The 17,730-nt window shown below is 38.8% G+C and carries 16 protein-coding genes; 5 read left to right on the top strand and 11 right to left on the bottom strand.

Annotation, left to right across the window (positions count from 1 at the left end; translation table 11 throughout):
* Positions 1-208 precede the first annotated feature (208 nt).
* Positions 209-481 carry a hypothetical protein gene (locus F7734_RS54950; RefSeq protein ID WP_155752632.1) on the bottom strand — a complete coding sequence of 91 codons (273 nt, stop codon included), beginning with the start codon at positions 479-481 and terminating at the stop codon, positions 209-211.
* A gap of 493 nt (positions 482-974) precedes the next feature.
* Here F7734_RS54950 and F7734_RS54955 point away from each other — a divergent pair, with 493 nt between their 5' ends.
* A complete protein-coding gene (locus tag F7734_RS54955) occupies positions 975-1,406 on the top strand; it encodes an Hsp20/alpha crystallin family protein (RefSeq protein WP_155752633.1) in 432 nt (143 codons plus the stop codon).
* Between the two features lie 108 nt (positions 1,407-1,514).
* Here F7734_RS54955 and F7734_RS54960 read toward each other — a convergent pair whose 3' ends face one another.
* The 4 genes from F7734_RS54960 to F7734_RS54975 form a co-directional block, all read right to left on the bottom strand.
* Positions 1,515-1,826 carry a hypothetical protein gene (locus F7734_RS54960; RefSeq protein WP_155752634.1) on the bottom strand — a complete coding sequence of 104 codons (312 nt, stop codon included), beginning with the start codon at positions 1,824-1,826 and terminating at the stop codon, positions 1,515-1,517.
* 260 nt (positions 1,827-2,086) lie between these two features.
* Entirely contained in the window at positions 2,087-2,434 is a 348-nt protein-coding gene (locus F7734_RS54965) for a hypothetical protein (protein ID WP_155752635.1), read from the bottom strand.
* A gap of 89 nt (positions 2,435-2,523) precedes the next feature.
* The gene (locus F7734_RS54970; RefSeq protein ID WP_155752636.1) at positions 2,524-2,661 is read right to left on the bottom strand and encodes a hypothetical protein; all 138 of its coding nucleotides are present in this window, start codon (positions 2,659-2,661) and stop codon (positions 2,524-2,526) included.
* Positions 2,662-2,827: 166 nt separating this feature from the next.
* On the bottom strand, positions 2,828-3,004 hold the full coding sequence (locus tag F7734_RS54975; protein WP_155752637.1) for a hypothetical protein: 177 nt from the start codon (positions 3,002-3,004) through the stop codon (positions 2,828-2,830).
* A 130-nt stretch (positions 3,005-3,134) separates the two neighbouring features.
* Between F7734_RS54975 and F7734_RS54980 the strand changes: the two genes are divergently transcribed.
* A complete protein-coding gene (locus F7734_RS54980; RefSeq protein ID WP_155752638.1) occupies positions 3,135-3,305 on the top strand; it encodes a ssl1498 family light-harvesting-like protein in 171 nt (56 codons plus the stop codon).
* An 80-nt stretch (positions 3,306-3,385) separates the two neighbouring features.
* Here F7734_RS54980 and F7734_RS54985 read toward each other — a convergent pair whose 3' ends face one another.
* The 4 genes from F7734_RS54985 to F7734_RS65895 all read right to left on the bottom strand — a co-directional run bounded on the left by F7734_RS54985 (position 3,386) and on the right by F7734_RS65895 (position 11,905).
* Positions 3,386-3,559 carry a hypothetical protein gene (locus tag F7734_RS54985; protein ID WP_155752639.1) on the bottom strand — a complete coding sequence of 58 codons (174 nt, stop codon included), beginning with the start codon at positions 3,557-3,559 and terminating at the stop codon, positions 3,386-3,388.
* A gap of 2,236 nt (positions 3,560-5,795) precedes the next feature.
* Positions 5,796-6,050 (bottom strand): hypothetical protein, encoded by a 255-nt coding sequence (locus F7734_RS64790; RefSeq protein ID WP_243147583.1) that lies wholly within the window; start codon positions 6,048-6,050, stop codon positions 5,796-5,798.
* Positions 6,051-11,435: 5,385 nt separating this feature from the next.
* Positions 11,436-11,741: a hypothetical protein gene (locus F7734_RS64795; RefSeq protein WP_243147584.1), complete on the bottom strand. Its 306-nt coding sequence runs from the start codon at positions 11,739-11,741 to the stop codon at positions 11,436-11,438.
* Positions 11,742-11,770: 29 nt separating this feature from the next.
* Positions 11,771-11,905 carry a hypothetical protein gene (locus F7734_RS65895; protein WP_279239890.1) on the bottom strand — a complete coding sequence of 45 codons (135 nt, stop codon included), beginning with the start codon at positions 11,903-11,905 and terminating at the stop codon, positions 11,771-11,773.
* Positions 11,906-13,185: 1,280 nt separating this feature from the next.
* Between F7734_RS65895 and F7734_RS55000 the strand changes: the two genes are divergently transcribed.
* The 3 genes from F7734_RS55000 (at position 13,186) to F7734_RS55010 (ending at position 16,491) form a co-directional block, all read left to right on the top strand.
* The gene (locus F7734_RS55000; protein ID WP_155752640.1) at positions 13,186-14,148 is read left to right on the top strand and encodes a hydrogenase small subunit; all 963 of its coding nucleotides are present in this window, start codon (positions 13,186-13,188) and stop codon (positions 14,146-14,148) included.
* Between the two features lie 110 nt (positions 14,149-14,258).
* Complete coding sequence (locus F7734_RS55005) at positions 14,259-15,854, top strand: nickel-dependent hydrogenase large subunit (RefSeq protein ID WP_155752641.1); 1,596 nt, start codon at positions 14,259-14,261, stop codon at positions 15,852-15,854.
* A gap of 196 nt (positions 15,855-16,050) precedes the next feature.
* Positions 16,051-16,491, top strand: coding sequence for a hypothetical protein (locus F7734_RS55010; RefSeq protein ID WP_166482755.1), 441 nt, complete (start codon positions 16,051-16,053; stop codon positions 16,489-16,491).
* A gap of 207 nt (positions 16,492-16,698) precedes the next feature.
* Here the strand turns inward: F7734_RS55010 and F7734_RS55015 are convergent, their stop codons facing one another.
* Together F7734_RS55015 and F7734_RS55020 are read right to left on the bottom strand one after the other, a co-directional pair.
* The gene (locus F7734_RS55015; protein ID WP_155752643.1) at positions 16,699-17,235 is read right to left on the bottom strand and encodes a hypothetical protein; all 537 of its coding nucleotides are present in this window, start codon (positions 17,233-17,235) and stop codon (positions 16,699-16,701) included.
* Between the two features lie 18 nt (positions 17,236-17,253).
* Positions 17,254-17,688 carry a hypothetical protein gene (locus tag F7734_RS55020; RefSeq protein ID WP_155752644.1) on the bottom strand — a complete coding sequence of 145 codons (435 nt, stop codon included), beginning with the start codon at positions 17,686-17,688 and terminating at the stop codon, positions 17,254-17,256.
* Positions 17,689-17,730: the final 42 nt, after the last annotated feature.

A 17,730-nucleotide genomic window follows, 5' to 3' on the forward strand; every position in this document is an offset into this window, starting at 1 on the left:
GGGTTAGGGTGGGGTAATAAATATTTGATACATCAATCATAACTTTTCAAACATCCTCGTACACAGTAGGAGATGCGATCGCCTTCTCCTGCATTGAATTTGAGTTTCCTATCGAGCTGCTGCATGAAGGCGTTGTATTTGAATGAAATTGGAAAGGCAGCACAGCGTTATGCCGTTTCTATGGACTTAATCTCCTACTATAACATCATCAAAGCTTTTGGTTGTAATATACAAAGCACATTTTTCTTTGATCCCATATACGATCTATCAACCCTTCATCTTTGAGCTTTTTTAAACATCTGCTAACAGCCGCCGAACCGTACAAATTGATGTCTTTCACCAACAAGGCACTTGTGTATGGTCTAGAACGTATGTGTTTGATGACAAGCTCCATACAGGAAGGTTGGGTTTTACCTTTTTTTAACGTGTTTGAGGTAACTGGTTGCTCGCTTTCACTTGTTGGAGTGAGTATCTTGCTCATGTTGTTTTTTTGTTATATCAGTTTCTCTAATTAATTTCAGTCTAAAAACCATTATAAATAAAATCAATTTTGTTTTTTTATTAAAATGATAACTAAAAATGATTGATTTTTAAGTAAAAATGATGTATAATATTGCCCTTATAGCAACATAGAGCCTCAAAAATTCTCTTAGCAAGTCAGATGGTAAGGTTTGTACTTAATCATTCATAATGTCACAACTTGTTCAGAATGCTTTGTATGTGAGTTCTACGACTCTGGACGTTATTTTAGCGCTCACAAACAGTACTCTTGAGAGCATCCCAATTTGGAAAAAACAAATTGGGATGCTCCCTTAATCATTCGGTTTACCGTACTTTTTAGTAGGGTTAAATCATTTTACGGTCATCATGAAATAGAAAGTAGTTTAAGCCGAATATTCAAGGATTTTCCTAGCAATACTATAGGAATTGAAAGTAAACAAACAAGACTGAATTACATAAATTAAGTTACAACTATGACATTAATTCGTTACAATCCCTGGCAAGAATTAAACGCGATCCAACGCCTGTTTGAAGAAACAAGAGTCCCATTTGAAAGAGACTTCGTAAAAGTTCCTGCTGCCGAACTGACCCAAACAGATGATGCGGTGTACCTCAAGCTAGAACTTCCTGGTATGGATGCTAAAGATTTAGATATCCAAGTAACAGAAAACACCATTTCTATTAGTGGAGAGCGCAAGTCCGAAACCAAGAACGAAGACAAAGGCATGACACGGACTGAGTTCCACTATGGTAAGTTTCAACGCGTGATTCCATTGCCTGTTAAAGTTCAAAATACTGATGTGACTGCTGAATACAAAGACGGTATCTTGAATCTGACTCTGCCCAAGAAAGAGGAAGAAAAGAACAAAGTTGTTAAAGTTAATTTAGAACAGCCTGCTGCTTAATTGGTTGCTTGGGTTATAATTTCCCGTTACTGCCATTGAGCTAGGAAGCAATAATTAATTGATGAGAAAGCCCAGTCACAATAGACTGGGTTTTTTCGTAATTTCGTTTTATAGCGTATCAGTTCGATTGATGGATTCGATGAGTTCCTCAACTTCTTCATCAGTGGAACATTGCTGCACTTGAGATTTGAACCACTCCAATTCTCCTGGTTCTGTCTTCTGCACTTGATATACGAGTAACGTTCCTGCCACCCGTGCTAAGGTAAGTGGTTCACACTCTATGCCGTCGAGCAGAACACTGGCATCTCGATACAGCCGTTCTGCTGCTATCTCATCCAGGGGCTGTCCCATTTGCGAAGCAATTTCTTGCAAGCTTTGCTGAATTGATCGCTGAATATCTGCTGGAAAAGAATCGTTCATTTTGTCAGTGTATGTGTTATCTGCCTTCTTAGTCTGCCGCAAGAATTCTTCAATATGCCACTTCAGTTAATAACAAAGTTGTCAAAGTTAATTTAGAACAGCCATCTGCATAGTTTAATACCTGAACAAGTCCATTTACTGTAAAAGGGAACAGGGAACGGGGAACGGGGAACACCGGATGGCATATAGTGTGGGCTTTGAACCCACACTAATTTGTTCATAATGCTAGGACTCGTAATATGGCGCTTTATCTTAATCTCTCATGGATGGTCACAAGCAACCCTAGCAATGTCTCCAGCCACTGTCCCTTCAGGATATCCGCCATTATTAGGATGCCAGTCAAAGTTGTAGTATTCTGCCTTGACATCATACGGAGAACAAGCTGCAATCGCAGAATGTTTTTTGATGTCTCCTTTAGTACTAAGCCAGAAGTTGACGTGCCTCCATCCAGCCTTAGTTTTGTATTCAGATCGGTTGTCTAAATCTACTTGATAAACTATTCCATTTGAGCTAATCGCAGCAGTTACAAGACGTTCAGCCGAAGCTTGACCTGCAATTCCCAAAACGGAGGTCATAACAAACAAACAGTTAAGAACAACGGATTTCATAATTTTTGCTGAGAGTCAATACGTTTGCTTGTAATAAACAACAATACTAGATACGTACATTTCCGGTAAATAATGTAAAATTTTGTAAATTATAGGTAAAAAATAGTACTAACAATTATTAATAACAAGTTAACTCTGTATTGCCGTAATCCTAAAAAGTAATCGGTGGGGTCTTCCAAGTTAGCGATCGCTCCGTTCTTTTTCAGGCGAACGGCAGTATCGAGCATCACTTCTTCGCCGTACTTGAGAACGCATTTCTGTAGCTGTTCTGAAACTAAATGAATTGGGGTTAAACCTTAGCAAATCTATCGCGGTGCTTTTGAGTATGAGAGGACTGTTGCTTTAGCTCGCGAACTGGCAATCTCTCTCAAAATTCTTGCTAGGGCATTTCAACTAGATGTTGAGGGAATTCCTGATGACGGGCAACCACAAAGTGAGGACTTTACTTAGCACCTTGGGGAACGATAAGCCGGGTACAGCTTGCGCCAAGGGCGAACGCGACTCGTAAGTTTGTTCCGATCGCCTCCCTTGAGCGCTTAGCACACCTGACACCATCCCACCCGATGGCATCGCATGAGCACAACCTACAGATTAACTCTTCTTATGGATACTATTTATTTTTCTCCGTCAAGCACTCTTGATATTTTGTAACAATATCGTTATATTTATTTACATAAGTTAAGAAATAAGGAAACAAGCTATGTACACAACTGTTAATGAAGACGGCGTTCTCAACAACTATCCAACCGAGACTAAAATGTACTTTGCTGAATACCCTGCAATTTGGGAACAGCGTCAATACGTTATCCAAGGCGTGTTTGCGACATTACTGGTGGCTACTTTAACTTTGGTTGCTTTTATGGCTGCTTAAGAAGAGTGAATTCGCTTCAAACTTTAATCGACACTTGGGTTTTCATGTTCTCCCTGGCTATCAAGGCTGGGGTTTTTCCGTTAAAAGACCGTTAAGTCCAAAGGCAACTGCTTTGCAAGTGCGATCGCTTGACGGCACGTTGGAATTAAGGTGAAACTTTTTATAGCGATTGGGTTTTGGAGGCTGAGTATAGGATTGGATGAGGAGTGCGTAGTGCGATCGCTGACACTTCTGTTATTATGTGTTCTTAACAAATAACCAAAAAATTTAATTTCATATCTATCAAAAGACAGAGTTTATCTTTACACTCGCAAATTATTATAGTAAGAAATGCTTGTACATAAATTATACAAAAACTAATAGTTCCATAGAAGGTATTCTTACTAATTTAGAGAAACTACTTTCATTATTGCTATATAAACAATCTCTTGAGTTCTATCAATCATAGATTCAATTATTAGATATTATAAAAGTAAAAATATTCTTTTTAATTATTTGGCGCTAGCAGTTCTTTTTTTTCATATTAAAAAAGCATTGTAAAGAGAAAAAAATAAGACATGGAAATTTGTCAGAAATAAGAAAGCATATAAAATTTTAGAACAAATAAAAAAAGACTTAGCTCGAAGACATAGAGAAAATCTTCAAAGATTGGATAGTGAAAATACTAACGGCAACTGATAGAACTTAGTAGAGAATTGACACAGTTACTACTAAGAAAAAAATCGAGTATGACATCACAATTAATTCAGAAAGTCAAGCTAGCGATGAAAATTTCATTAAACAAGAAAATATAATGCATTGATAGAAATCTATGACATCTGTCTCAAAAAATCAAATCAAAAAATAATTTTTTAGCTTCTGTTTAGAAAAATACGGTTCAAATAAAAATTTGGAGAAAAGATATGCAGCATCAGAGGAATTAGCAAATTTTTGATGGTTTTGTAAATTCAGTTAGAACAAGAAGCTAGATGGAAGCAAGAAAAACTTGGTGAAATTATTGAGATACGCGTAGAATGCAACAGAACTCGTGACTACATGAAAACTTAAAAAAAAGGAAGCAATTCTTAAATATGAAATAGACAAAATTAATGTCCAAGGTGAAGCAGAATTACAAATGCTTAAGGATAATATAATCAAGAAATAAATATATAAGAATTTTTAAAGCCATTGATGACTGAAGGACAAACTTAAGCAATCATATTCTCAAATGCATTAACTCTTATTTAAGCGTCATCGTCATGCGAACACTTGTTAATAGTATGTGGGAAGCAAGCGATATAGAGATAAGATTTTACTAGAGCGTAAATTTACAAAATTTTTAGTAAATACATGAAGATACGACTCTTCTTTTAAATGCAGTGAAATCCCCAACTCTACGCAAAAACAATAGATATGATGAATGAAGAATGAGACTGATGCTTCCAGCTCACAAGTTTATATAAGCCCTGCTACATGACTTTTTTAAGCAAAACCTACGCAGTATTGTCTTAGCACCGTTATTTTGAAGTGCAACGTCCATAATCTTTTTGAACAATGGAACTGTAATGAGTTGCGATCGCGATTGTGAAACTGAGTTAGCTGAATATCAAACAGGATGTAGGTTCCTAAATTTGTGGAAGACTTTGATATCTACACCATATTTCTGACGATTTCATACAACTTTGCCAATTGCTCTTTCAATGCTTCAGCTAATTTCTCGTCTGTGTACGATAGTCTTCTTACTTTTGTACTAAATACAGACGTACAGCGAAATAAAATAACTAAGTCCCAATCCCGGTAAAGCATGTTTGTCTGCTTGTTTTCTGCAAGGAGAATAGCCAAACCACTTCTATCGAGTTCCTTGTTACTCTAAAAATTGACTGATGAGTTCTGACAAAGTCTGCGGAAAGTTTCTAACTTTTGTAAATGGATAAATTCATATCCTGCTGCTGTGCTGTTTTTGAACGCACCACTGAGTAAATTCTGCAGCGCTTCATCACTTAGGTGTAAAAGATATTTGTGTATGTTGTTCTGTCACAAGTTCACCAATGTAATGTATGTAAAGAAGAGAATGCCACAAACTCGTCGCAAGTTATCTCAGCGCTTTGCGACGAGTTTGTATACCAATTTGAACAAAGAGTGCGATAGATTGTTAGTTCAATCATTCTAGACAGGACTTTCTCAATCAAAATCTAAATCTAAATCCAAAATGTATAGATTATTTATGCTGTCGAAAACGGCGAGTTCTTGACCGTTTTCGCATCGTGAGCTATAACAGTACAAACGAACAAGAGTCAACGATGCGTACGTGTCAACTTCAATAGGATCGTTCTGTCCACATAGGCGTTCCAATCAAGCTTCTTCATAGTCGCGTACCTTGAGCATCTCTTGTCCTACGTTCAGTTGTGGAGCAATCACTTGGTAGTTTTAATCTTGCATTTTTAATTCACCCAATGGCATAGAGAACCCGTCTGCTTCTGTTGCACCCAACACGTCGTCTTTTTCGTTGGTTTAATATACAAGTTCATTTAACCGGAACTCACGCAAGCATGTTCTGCTTGTCGGTACAGCTTGACAATTTTCATGCACTCGTGCCAACTGACGCAGTGAGTACTTGCTCCACCATTGCTTGAATGCATTCAAGATAAATCCATCGTAATGCTGCCAAGATTCGCCATGTGTGCCGCTGCTACTAACTGACGTGCAGTGCTCCTGCTTCCAAACGTCCATAGTCTTGATGGCGACTGCAGTTCCCAAAGTAGGCATTTTCAAAGTCTTTGTCGTTCTGCTCAATTGTTGAGTCACGCGATTAAAAGGATGAATATCTTCTGTCCCTTCGTCATACCAGGGTGAGTGTATTTCGCGAGCAAAAGTATGATCATGAGAGTGTGAGTATCACTAAAACTGTCATACACGCACTCTCATAATCATGGCAGCATGGGTAGCAATTGTAGCTTTTGTACTTATTCATGGAAATATCCCAAGTCACATACTTACTACACTGCACCATACTATCTAACCAATATCCAAACCATGCGCCAGTAAAAACCTAAGTCAGAATTGGCATGACTTGGACTTCTTCAGCAAACCATAAAGTCTTCATAGGTTTGATTTGTCATAACGTTCTAAAGAACAACCAACCACACTGTTCTAACAATTGGCGGAAATATTCTAGAATTGACCATGCACGGGTAATGTCGTTAAAGTCGGGGCGCACATCACACACCAGGCCATGTAGCTAGAATGAGCCATGTCCCCAGTAATGCATAATTTCTACTGGCTTACCAGAATGTGACACGATTCGTAGGATTTACAGTAAAGGCTGCAAACGCTGCAAGCTTCTTCATAAAAGAACTTTGCTGGTACTTTTATTGTCAGATCGATAGCAAATAGACCGTAAAAGTACGGGAATGCTTGAATTGTTTCAACGATTTGACCGAGATTTTTGCTAAAATCGCATTGCGTGGAACCTCCGTTCCCCATGCTGTATCTAATGCAAGATGCACAAGTCAGTGAGAACCACCGCAAATACCGCAATACGGGTTGCAATTAATCTGCTTGCGGATCTTGCCTCTAAGAATAATTTCAAATCGCGAAAAGTTCGCATGAGTCAAGCGTTAACACATACCATCTTCTATATCTACGCGAACATCTAAATCACCTCGACTCTTCCACGGGCGATATATCTAAGTTTGGATTGTCATTTTGTCTTGTTAGTGGTTAGTGGTTAGTGTTAGTAGTTGGTGTTTGGTTAGTGTTAGTAATTAGTTTTATTAACGACTAACAATAACAACTAACAACTAACTAACTGTAAAATATTTCTTCTGCCAAGTGGGTACATTGTTCTTAGCGACAACGGTAAGAAAAGCATAGTCTTGTCTTTTCATACGGCGGTATGTCTTTGGGCACTCCATCAGGGTTTGTGTCTTAAACACTGTTCCTGTCTCGAGATCGTAAAAGGGAATTCTGTCGGTACAACCAAACAGGCATTCCGCACGGGTTTGGAGAGACTCGGTTCATAAAATCGGTTGCATGAAGAATGAGTCATGGGACCGCGACAACCAGTCGTAGAACAAGCATCCTTTGCGCTGACCAAACTCCGCAACTGATGCTTTGTAGGCAAAATGGACGTTACGGTACAACTGTTTGTGTAAAACTTTGAAAAACGTTTGCGGCGATTGAATTCGTCAGGGTTACGTCGTTCAAACGCCCTGTTGCGATGCGACTAATATTTGACTGATCCAGTCAGGATGAGCGACATCAGGATATTAATGACTGGAAGACCGGCTTGAGATCGATATTCTTTCCAAAAAACCACCCTTTTGCCTTTGAGAAATTGCAATCCTGCGATTGGCTGGGGTTGGGTGCAGTGGTGTATTCCTCCCCATGTTGCGCATCTCTACTGCTACAACAAATTTGCAGCTTTGATAAATCCAGCAACCAATCTTTCATGGGCGATCGGCAAACCGATTCCAGTGACTGTCCGTTAGAGATAACCACAGTACCTTCAAAGACTAAGATGTCGAGAGGGATTTTCCAGAAATACAGTCTCGCAAAATGTGTAAGTTATCACCTAGTTCCAGTCCAAAGACGGATGCCATAGACTTAATGCAAAAATCAGCGATTAAATCGCAACGTAGGTTCTTCAGCATCAAAATGATATGTGTTGCCGAACAGCACCACTTGCAACAGAGTACGTTAGTCATCTGTGTGTATTTTTATTGCCACAATAATTAAGGTTAGGGGTAGGAGTAGGTGGGGAGAAGGATGAGTCAAAGACTACATCATGATTGAAACCTCTGTAGGTACAGGGTTCCTTTTACCCTAACCCTACCCCTACCTCTAGCCCTTCTCGTTCAAACGATCGGTTCAGTAGAGTCTCAACAAAGACAATTTGTAAGTAAGAATGTATGAAAAAGAGGCTTGGATCGGAGTGCGTTGAAGATCAAGCCTCTCCAACACGAGGAAATTATGCCAACGGGGCAATACTATGGAAATTTTTTAAAACAAGACTTAGCGAAACTGCGTGAGAGCTACTGTTAACCAACATTTCTATTTTATTATGAATTTTTTGCCATGGGTCTTCACGAGCGATCTAAATTCATTAAACCATGACAACAACTGAAGCCTTCATCACTGCGTTGTTTTTCGCTCGCGTACCTTAAAATCTTATATTTATACAGTGTCACTAGCTCTTTACTGCACATTCAATTGATAGATTATGTCTGTGGATTTGCATATTCTTGTCTTTCCTAAGTAGCGTATAACATCGAGAAGATAGAGTCTAAATATGATGTCTATGTTGTGGCTTCTGTATCAATAGAAAATCCAAAATTTTTTAAGAAAATTTTTATATAAAACTTAGATAAGTATCATAAGGTATTTTAAATAAATTTTTGTTATGTATTTCTAGAAAAACTGAGCAGATTTTTTGAAGAAATTCTTAAGAATTATGACAGTATATTCACTAGTTTATATCAGGTGATGTTAATTTAATAGGAGATTTTTTGTTACTTTCACTAGGAATTCTCCTATCTCTTATTGGTGGTGCTCTTGGTGGAATGCTTAGAGCAAAAGTTTGTTATCAATTTTCTGCTACACTTGCAGCTTATTAGTCTGCGGTGCATTCCCGCATCATTGTAGGGTAGCATACTACAGATTTACTGAATTAACCATTCAATTACGAACAAGTAATTATTTGGTCATGGTCACTGGTCCTGTTATAGAGACATTTATGTTTCAGTTGCGTGGTTTCTGCTAATTATTTTCCAAAGGAAAGTTATTCGCGATCAGTTTATTTTATCAAACAAATAGCGATCGCGACTATCATAGGTTCGTTATCTTAGTCTCACTAGCATTAATCAAACTCCCTTTATTATAGCAGTTGCAACATCTAGCTTACTGACAGGTATAATGATGCTTCCTCTTCAAAGACTTCAAATGCAGTAGGTTGAATGTTAGCGATCCGTTAACCGTTACAATTAAGAGCAGAATAAATTATACATACTCAAGAAACACTTGAAGAATTAGTTAAAGAAATCAGCCGATTTGAAGCAATTATTTGAATGGATGAAACCATAGAGGTGTAGCTGGTTTGAAACGGGCAATTGAAGCTTACACAAGAAGCATTGACACGTTTAATTAAAAGTGTTAAGCAGAATCATGCAGCCCTACGCAATGCTGTTCAAGACGAAGTCGTGTATGGAGTTTTGCTGTATCACGAACTTATAAACCTCCCGTAGCGCCTTATCACAACGCATTCAAGAAGCTCTTGAGCAAGTCGTCAGGTTAAAAAGCATAATGGAGATTTCAGCTTGTACTATTAAACACCAGACACGGTAGAAGTAAATTAATAGGAGCTTCGGTCATTGTGGCTTCCAATCTCACATTATCTCAAAGCATCGAACAGGAATAAAAACATATTGTCTGAAATTACGCACGTATAGCATTCATTATTTGTTAGAGGATGTTTGAAAAGTCTCCCTTGTATAAGATCTCTAACCCTTTCCAAGAGGAATAATTTCTCAAAGCTCCATTTTAAGGAGGATTAAGGAGGAGCTAAAGTTTTGGATACCTCAGCCATACTTTTCAAACTCCTCTTGGAACAGTTCCCGATTTCTCAAGGGATACACTGGCGAATGAGGGGTATCACCTCATTCGCCAATTTCTGTCTCTCGTTCCCAGCTAGAAGTACCGTACCCGATCTTCTTGTGCAGCAACTCCACAGATACCTCATCATATATTACTGCTCGATCATCGCGAAGTATCCAGCGGATTCTCACTTTCAGGTGCGATCGCACTTAATAGCTGCTTTTATACCTTGTACCTACATGAGACAAACTCATTTGAGCAGTTGCATAACTCCGTAAAGAATTTCTGCCTGTTGCTTTCTGGTCATAATTAAGGATATTGACTTTAAAAACATTCTGACTAAATAATATAATAGATATCATCTTTTTTAAACGCATAAAATTGAAGAAAGCAAAGTACGCAAGGTCGAGGATTCTGGGGTGTATTTGCTTCTAATTACAAACATCTACTGCTATTTATGCGCACTCGTGAGTTTGACACCGATAAAGCTTTAGCATGCATGTACGCGTTTTGCAAAAGTTACTCCGCACTTCACTTGAAGATCTTGAAGCGAAGATGGGGTTGAACGTCAAAGTATCTATTTGCTTTTGGCGATAAGCGAACGCTTTTCTCAGAGCATCAAGTTGTATCGAGAGCAGACTGCTTCGTTCGCGAGCAACTTAACCGCTTTGATTCTCCCAGCAAAGCCATTTGGAAATGGCTTTGGGGAGAATCAAAGCGGTTAAGTTGCTCGCGAACGAAGCAGTCCCTGCTCTCGATACAACTTGATGCTCTGAGAAAAGCGTTCCGCTTATCGCCAAAAGCATAAATAGATACTTTGACGTTCAACCCCATCTTCGCTTCAAGATCTTCAAGTGAAGTGCGCAGTAACCTTTTGCAAAACGCGTACATGCATGGCTAAACTTTATCGTGTCAAATCACGAGTGGCATATAATAGCAGTAGATGTTTGTCAATAAGAAGCAAATACACCCCAGAATCCTCGACCTTGCGTATTTGCTTTCTTCAATTTTATGCGTTTAAAAAAGATGATATCTATTATATTATTTAGTCAGAATGTTTTTAAATTCAATTCCTTAATTATGACCAGAAAGCAACAGGCAGAAATTCTTTACGGAGTTATGCAACTGCTCAAATGAGTTTGTCTCATGTAGGTACAAGGTATAAAAGCAGCTACTTAAGTGCGATCGCACCTGAAAGTGAGAATCCGGCTGGATACTTGCGATGATCGAGCAGAATATATGATGAGGTATCTTGGAGTTGCGCACAAGAAGATGGGTACGGGAGCTTCTAGCTGGGAAGAGAACAGAAATTGGCGAATGAGGTGATACCCCTCATTCCCAGTGTATCCCTTGAGAAATCGGGAACTGTTCCAGAGGATGTTTGAAAGTATGGCTGAGGTATCCAAACTTTAGCTCCTCCTTAATCCTCCTTAAAATGGAGACTTTGAGAAATTATTCCTCTTGGAAGAGGGTTAGAGATCTTATACAAGGGAGACTTTTCAAACATCCTCTAACAAATCAATGAATGCTATAACGTGCGTAATTTCAGACAATATGTTTTTATTGCCTGTTCGATGCTTTGAGATAATGTGAGATTGGAAGCGGACAATGACCGCAGCTCCTATTATTTACTTCTACCGTGTCTGTGGTTAATAGTACAAGCTGAATCTCCATTATGCTTTTTAACCTGACGACTTGCTCAAGAGCTTCTTGAATGCGTTGTGATAAGGCGCTACGGGAGTTTATAAGTTCGTTATACAGCAAAACTCCATACACGACTTCGTCTTGAACAGCATTGCGTAGGGCTGCATGATTCTGCTTAACACTTTTAATTAAACGTGTCAATGCTTCTTGTGTAAGCTTCAATTGCCCGTTTCAAACCAGCAGCTACACCTCTATGGTTTCACCCATTCAACAATAATTGCTTCAAATCGGCTGATTTCTTTAACTAATTCTTCAAGTGTTTCTTGAGTCATGTATAATTTATTCTGGCTCTTAATTGTAACGGTTAACGGATCGCTAACATTCAACCTACTGCATTTGAAGTCTTTGAAGAGGAAGCATCATTATACCTGTCAGTAAGCTAGATGTTGCAACTGCTATAATAAGGGAGTTTGATTAATGCTAGTGAGACTAAGATAACGAACCTATGATAGTCGCGATCGCTATTTGTTTGATAAAATAAACTGATCGCGAAATAACTTCCTTTGAAAATAATTAGCAGAAACCACGCAATCTGAACATAAATGTCTCTATAACAGGACCAGTGACCATGACCAAATAATTATTTGTTCGTAATTGAATGGTTAATTCAGTAAATCTGTAGTATGCTACCTACAATGATGCGGGAATGACACCGCAGACCTAATAAGCTGCCAGTGTAGCAGAAAATTGATAACAAACTCTTTGCTCTAAGCATTCCACCAAGAGCACCACCAATAAGAGATAGGAGAATTCCTAGTGAAAGTAACAAAAAATCTCCTATTAAATTAACATCACCTGATATCAAACTAGTAATATACTGTCATAATTCTTAAGAATTTCTTCAAAAATCTGCTCAGTTTTTCTAGAAATACATAACAAAAATTTATTTAAAATACCTTATGATACTTATCTAAGTTTTAAAAAAATTTTCTAAAAAAATTTGGATTTTCTAATGATACAGAAGCCACAACATAGACATCATTATTTAGACTCTATCTTCTCGATGTTATACCGCTACTTTAGGAAAGACAAGAATATGCAAATCCCACAGGACAATAAATCTATCAATTGAATGTGCAGTAAAGAGCTAGTGACACCTGTATAAATATAAGATTTTAAGGTACGCGAGCGCAAAAACAACGCAAGTGATGAAAGGCTTCAGTTGTTGTCATGGTTTAATGAATTTTAGATCGCTCGTGAAGCACCACATGGCAAAATAATTCATAATAAAATAGAAATGTTGGTTAACAGGTAAGGCTCTCACGCAGTTTCGCTAAGTCTTGTTTTAAAAAATTTCCATAGGTAATGTGCCACCGTTGGCATAATTTCCTCGCTGTTGGAGAGGCTTGGATCTTCAACGCCACTCCCGATCCAAGCCTCTTTTTCATACATTCTTACTTACCAAATTGTCTTTGTTGAGACTCTACTGAACCGATCGTTTGAACGAGAAGGGCTAGAGGTTAGGGGGTAGGGGTTAGGGGTAAAAGGAACCCTGTACCTACAGAGGTTTCAATCATGATGTAGTCTTTGGACTCATCCTTCTCCCCAACCCCTACTCCCTACCCCCTAACCCTTAATTATTGTCGGCAATAAAAATACACCACAGATGACTAACGTACTCTGGTTGCAAGGTGGTGCCTGTTCGGGCAACACCATATCATTTTTGAATGCTGAAGAACCTACCGTCTGCGATTTAATCGCTGATTTTGGCATTAAAGTCCTATGGCATCCGTCTTTGGGACTGGAACTAGGTGATAACTTACAAGCACTTTTGCGAGACTGTATTTCTGGAAAAATCCCTCTCGACATCTTAGTCTTTGAAGGTACTGTGGTTAATGCTCCTAACGGGACAGGTCACTGGAATCGGTTTGCCGATCGCCCCATGAAAGATTGGTTGCTGGATTTATCAAAAGCTGCCAAATTTGTTGTAGCAGTAGGAGACTGCGCAACATGGGGAGGAATACCAGCCACTGCACCCAACCCCAGCCAATCGCAGGGATTGCAATTTCTCAAACGGCAAAAGGGTGGTTTTTTAGGAACAGAATATCGATCTCAAGCCGGTCTTCCAGTCATTAATATCCCTGGATGTCCCGCTCATCCTGACTGGATCAGTCAAATATTAGTCGCGATCGCAACAGGGCGTTTGAACGACGTAACCCTTGACGAATTCAATCGCCCGCAAACGTTTTTCAAAAGTTTTACACAAACAGGTTGTACCCGTAACGTCCATTTTGCCTACAAAGCATCAGTTGCGGAGTTTGGTCAGCGCAAAGGATGCTTGTTCTACGACTTGGGTTGTCGCGGTCCCATGACTCATTCTTCATGCAACCGGATTTTATGGAACCGAGTCTCCTCCAAAACCCGTGCGGGAATGCCGTGTTTGGGTTGTACCGAACCAGAATTCCCCTTTTACGATCTCGAACCAGGAACAGTGTTTAAGACACAAACCCTGATGGGAGTGCCCAAAGACATACCGCCCGGTATGAAAAGACAAGACTATGCTTTTCTTACCGTTGTCGCTAAGAACATGGTACCCACTTGGGCAGAAGAAGATATTTTTACAGTTTAGTTAGTTGTTAGTTGTTAGTTGTTAGTCGTTAATAATAACTAATTACTAACCACTAACCACTAACCACCAACTACTAACCACTAACCACTAACCACTAACCAAAGACAAAAATGACAATCCAAACATTAGATATATCGCCCGTTGGAAGAGTCGAGGGTGATTTAGATGTTCGCGTAGATATAGAAGATGGGTATGTGGTTAACGCTTGGACTCATGCCGAACTTTTTCGCGGATTTGAAATTATTCTTAGAGGCAAAGATCCGCAAGCAGGATTAATTGCAACACCTCGTATTTGCGGTATTTGCGGTGGTTCTCACTTGACTTGTGCATCTTGGGCATTAGATACAGCATGGGGAACGGAGGTTCCACGCAATGCGATTTTAGCAAGAAATCTCGGTCAAATCGTTGAAACAATTCAAAGCATTCCCCGCTACTTTTACGGTCTATTTGCTATCGATCTGACACATAAAAAGTACCAGCAAAGTTCTTTTTATGAAGAAGCTTGCAGGCGCTTTGCAGCCTTTACTGGTAAATCCTACGAACTCGGTGTCACAATTTCTGGTAAGCCAGTAGAAATTTATGCATTACTGGGGGGACAGTGGCCTCATTCTAGCTACATGGTGCCTGGTGGTGTGATGTGCGCCCCGACTTTAACGGACATTACCCGTGCATGGTCAATTCTAGAATATTTCCGCACCAATTGGTTAGAACCAGTGTGGTTGGGTTGTTCTTTAGAACGTTATGAACAAATCAAAACCTATGAAGACTTTATGGTTTGGCTGGAAGAAAGTCCAAGTCATGCCAATTCTGACTTAGGTTTTTACTGGCGCATGGGTTTGGATATTGGTTTAGATAAGTATGGTGCAGGTGTAGGTAAGTATGTGACTTGGGGATATTTACCCCATGAAGATAAGTACCAAAAGCCTACAATTGCTACCCGCAATGCTGCCATGATTATGAAGAGTGGCGTGTATGACAGTTTTAGTGATACTCACACTCTCATGGATCATACTTTTGCTCGCGAAAATACCACTCACGCCTGGTATGACGAAGGGACAGAAGATATTCATCCTTTTAATCGCGTGACTCAACCAATTGAGCAGAACGACAAAGACTTTGAAAATGCCTACTCTTGGGCAACTGCAGTCCGCCATCAAGACTATGGACGTTTGGAAGCAGGAGCACTTGCACGTCAGTTAGTAGCAGGCGGCACACATGGCGAATCTTGGCAGCATTACGATGGATTTATCTTGAATGCATTCAAGGCAATGGGTGGAGCAAGTACTCACCTGCGTCAGTTGGCACGAGTGCATGAAATTGTCAAGCTGTACCGACAAGCAGAACATTGCTTGCGTGAGTTCCGGTTAAATGACCCTTGGTATATTAAACCAACGGAAAAAGACGGACGTGGTTGGGGTGCAACAGAAGCAGCACGGGGTTCTCTATGCCATTGGGTGGAATTAGAAAATGGCAAGATTAAAAACTACCAAGTGATTGCTCCCACAACTTGGAACGTAGGACCAAGAGATGCTCAAGGGGTACGCGGACCTATTGAAGAAGCTTTGATTGGAACGCCTATTGTGGACAAGAGCGATCCTATTGAAGTTGGACACGTAGCGCGATCGTTTGACTCTTGTCTCGTTTGTACTGTTCATGCTCACGATGCGAAAACGGGTCAAGAACTCGCACGTTTTCGGACAGCATAAATAATCTCATACCATTTTGGATTTTAGATTTTAGATTTTGGATTGAGAAAGTCCTGTCTAGACTTGATTTGAACTAACAATCTATCGCACTCTTTGTTCAAATTGGTATCACAAACTCGTCGCAAAAGCGCTGAGGATAACTTTGCGACGAGTTTGTGGCATTCTCTTCTTTACATACATTTACATTGGTGAACTTGTGACAGAACCAACATTACACAAATATCTTTTACACCTAAGTGATGAAGCGCTGCAAGAATTTACTCAGTGGTGCGTTCAAGAACAAGCAACAGCAGCAGGATATGAATTTACTCCCAATTTACAAAAGTTAGAAAACCTTTCCCCGCAAGACTTTGTCCAAGAACTCATCAGTCAATTTTTAGAGGTAACAAGGAACTCGATAGAAGGTGGTTTGGCTATTCTCCTTGCAGGAAAACAAGCAGACAAACATGCTTTACCGGGATTGGGAACTTTAGTTGATTTTATTTCGCTGTACGTCTTGTATTTAGTACCAAAAGGTAAGAAGACTATCGTACCACCAGACGAGAAATTAGCTGAAGCATTGAAAGAGCAATTGGCAAAGTTGTATGAAATCGGTCAGAAATATGGTGTAGATATCAAAGTGCTTCCACAAATTTAGGAAACCTACATCCTGTTTGATATTCAGCTAACCTCAGTTTCACCAATCGCGATCGCAGAACTCAATTACAGTTCCATTGTTCAAAACAAGATTATGGACGTTAGCACTTTCAAAATTAACGGTGCTAAGACAATACTGCGTAGGTTTTGCTTAAAAAAGTCATGTAGCAGGGCTTATATAAACTTGTGAGACTGGAATGCATCAGTCTCATTCTTCATTCATCATATCTATTGTTTTTTGCGGTAGAGTTGGGGGATTTCCACTGGCATTTAAAAGAAGAGTCGTATCTTCATGTATCGTTACTAAAAATTTTGTAAATTTACGCTCTAGTAAAATCTTATCCTCTATATCGCTTGCTTCCCACATACTATTCAACAAGTGTTTCGCATGACGATGGACGCTTAAAATAAGAGTTAATGGCATTTGAGAATATGATTGCTTAAGTTTGTCCTTCAGTTCATCAATGGCTTTTAAAAATTCCTTATAGTCATTTATTTCTTGATTATATTTATCCTTAAGCATTTGTAATTCTGCTTCACCTTGGACATTAATTTTGTCTATTTCATATTTAAGAATTGCTTCCTTTTTTTTAAGTTCTTCATGTAGTTCACGAGTTGCTGTTGCACTTCTACGCTGTATCTCAATAATTTCACCAAGTTTTTCTTGCTTCCATTCTAGGCTTCTTGTTCTAACTGAATTTACAAAACCCATCAAAAAATTTGCTAATTCCTCTGATGCTGCCATATCTTTTTCTCCAAATTTTTATTTTGAACCGTATTTTTCTAAAACAGAAGCTAAAAAATTATTTTTATTGATTTGATTTTTTGAGACCAGAATGTCATAGATTTCTATCAATGCATTATAGTTTTCTTGTTTAATGAAATCTTTCATCGCTAGCTTGACTTTCTGAATTAATTGTGATGTCATATCTGATTCTTTTCTTAGTAGTAACATGTGCTCAATTTCTCTACTAAGTTCTATCAGTTGCCGTTTAGTATTTTCACTATCCAATCTTTGAAGATTTTCTCTATGTCTTCGAGCTAAGTCTTCTTTTTTTATTTTGTGTCTAAAATTTTTATATGCTTTTCTTATTTCTGACAAATTTCCATGTCTCTTTATTATTTTCTCTTTACCAAATGCTTTTTTTAATATGAAAAAAAACAGAACTGCTAGCGCACAAATAATTAAAAAAGACATATGTTTTAACTTTTATAAATATCTAATAATTGAATCTATGAT

The sequence above is a fragment of the Scytonema sp. UIC 10036 genome (assembly GCF_009725235.1).

Coding starts and splice junctions, on each gene's coding strand:
- F7734_RS54950 (WP_155752632.1), bottom strand. CDS start 481: ATGAGCAAGATACTCACTCCAACAAGTGAAAGCGAGCAACCAGTTACC.
- F7734_RS54955 (WP_155752633.1), top strand. CDS start 975: ATGACATTAATTCGTTACAATCCCTGGCAAGAATTAAACGCGATCCAA.
- F7734_RS54960 (WP_155752634.1), bottom strand. CDS start 1,826: ATGAACGATTCTTTTCCAGCAGATATTCAGCGATCAATTCAGCAAAGC.
- F7734_RS54965 (WP_155752635.1), bottom strand. CDS start 2,434: ATGAAATCCGTTGTTCTTAACTGTTTGTTTGTTATGACCTCCGTTTTG.
- F7734_RS54970 (WP_155752636.1), bottom strand. CDS start 2,661: ATGCTCGATACTGCCGTTCGCCTGAAAAAGAACGGAGCGATCGCTAAC.
- F7734_RS54975 (WP_155752637.1), bottom strand. CDS start 3,004: ATGCCATCGGGTGGGATGGTGTCAGGTGTGCTAAGCGCTCAAGGGAGG.
- F7734_RS54980 (WP_155752638.1), top strand. CDS start 3,135: ATGTACACAACTGTTAATGAAGACGGCGTTCTCAACAACTATCCAACC.
- F7734_RS64790 (WP_243147583.1), bottom strand. CDS start 6,050: ATGCCTACTTTGGGAACTGCAGTCGCCATCAAGACTATGGACGTTTGG.
- F7734_RS55000 (WP_155752640.1), top strand. CDS start 13,186: ATGACTAACGTACTCTGGTTGCAAGGTGGTGCCTGTTCGGGCAACACC.
- F7734_RS55005 (WP_155752641.1), top strand. CDS start 14,259: ATGACAATCCAAACATTAGATATATCGCCCGTTGGAAGAGTCGAGGGT.
- F7734_RS55015 (WP_155752643.1), bottom strand. CDS start 17,235: ATGGCAGCATCAGAGGAATTAGCAAATTTTTTGATGGGTTTTGTAAAT.
- F7734_RS55020 (WP_155752644.1), bottom strand. CDS start 17,688: ATGTCTTTTTTAATTATTTGTGCGCTAGCAGTTCTGTTTTTTTTCATA.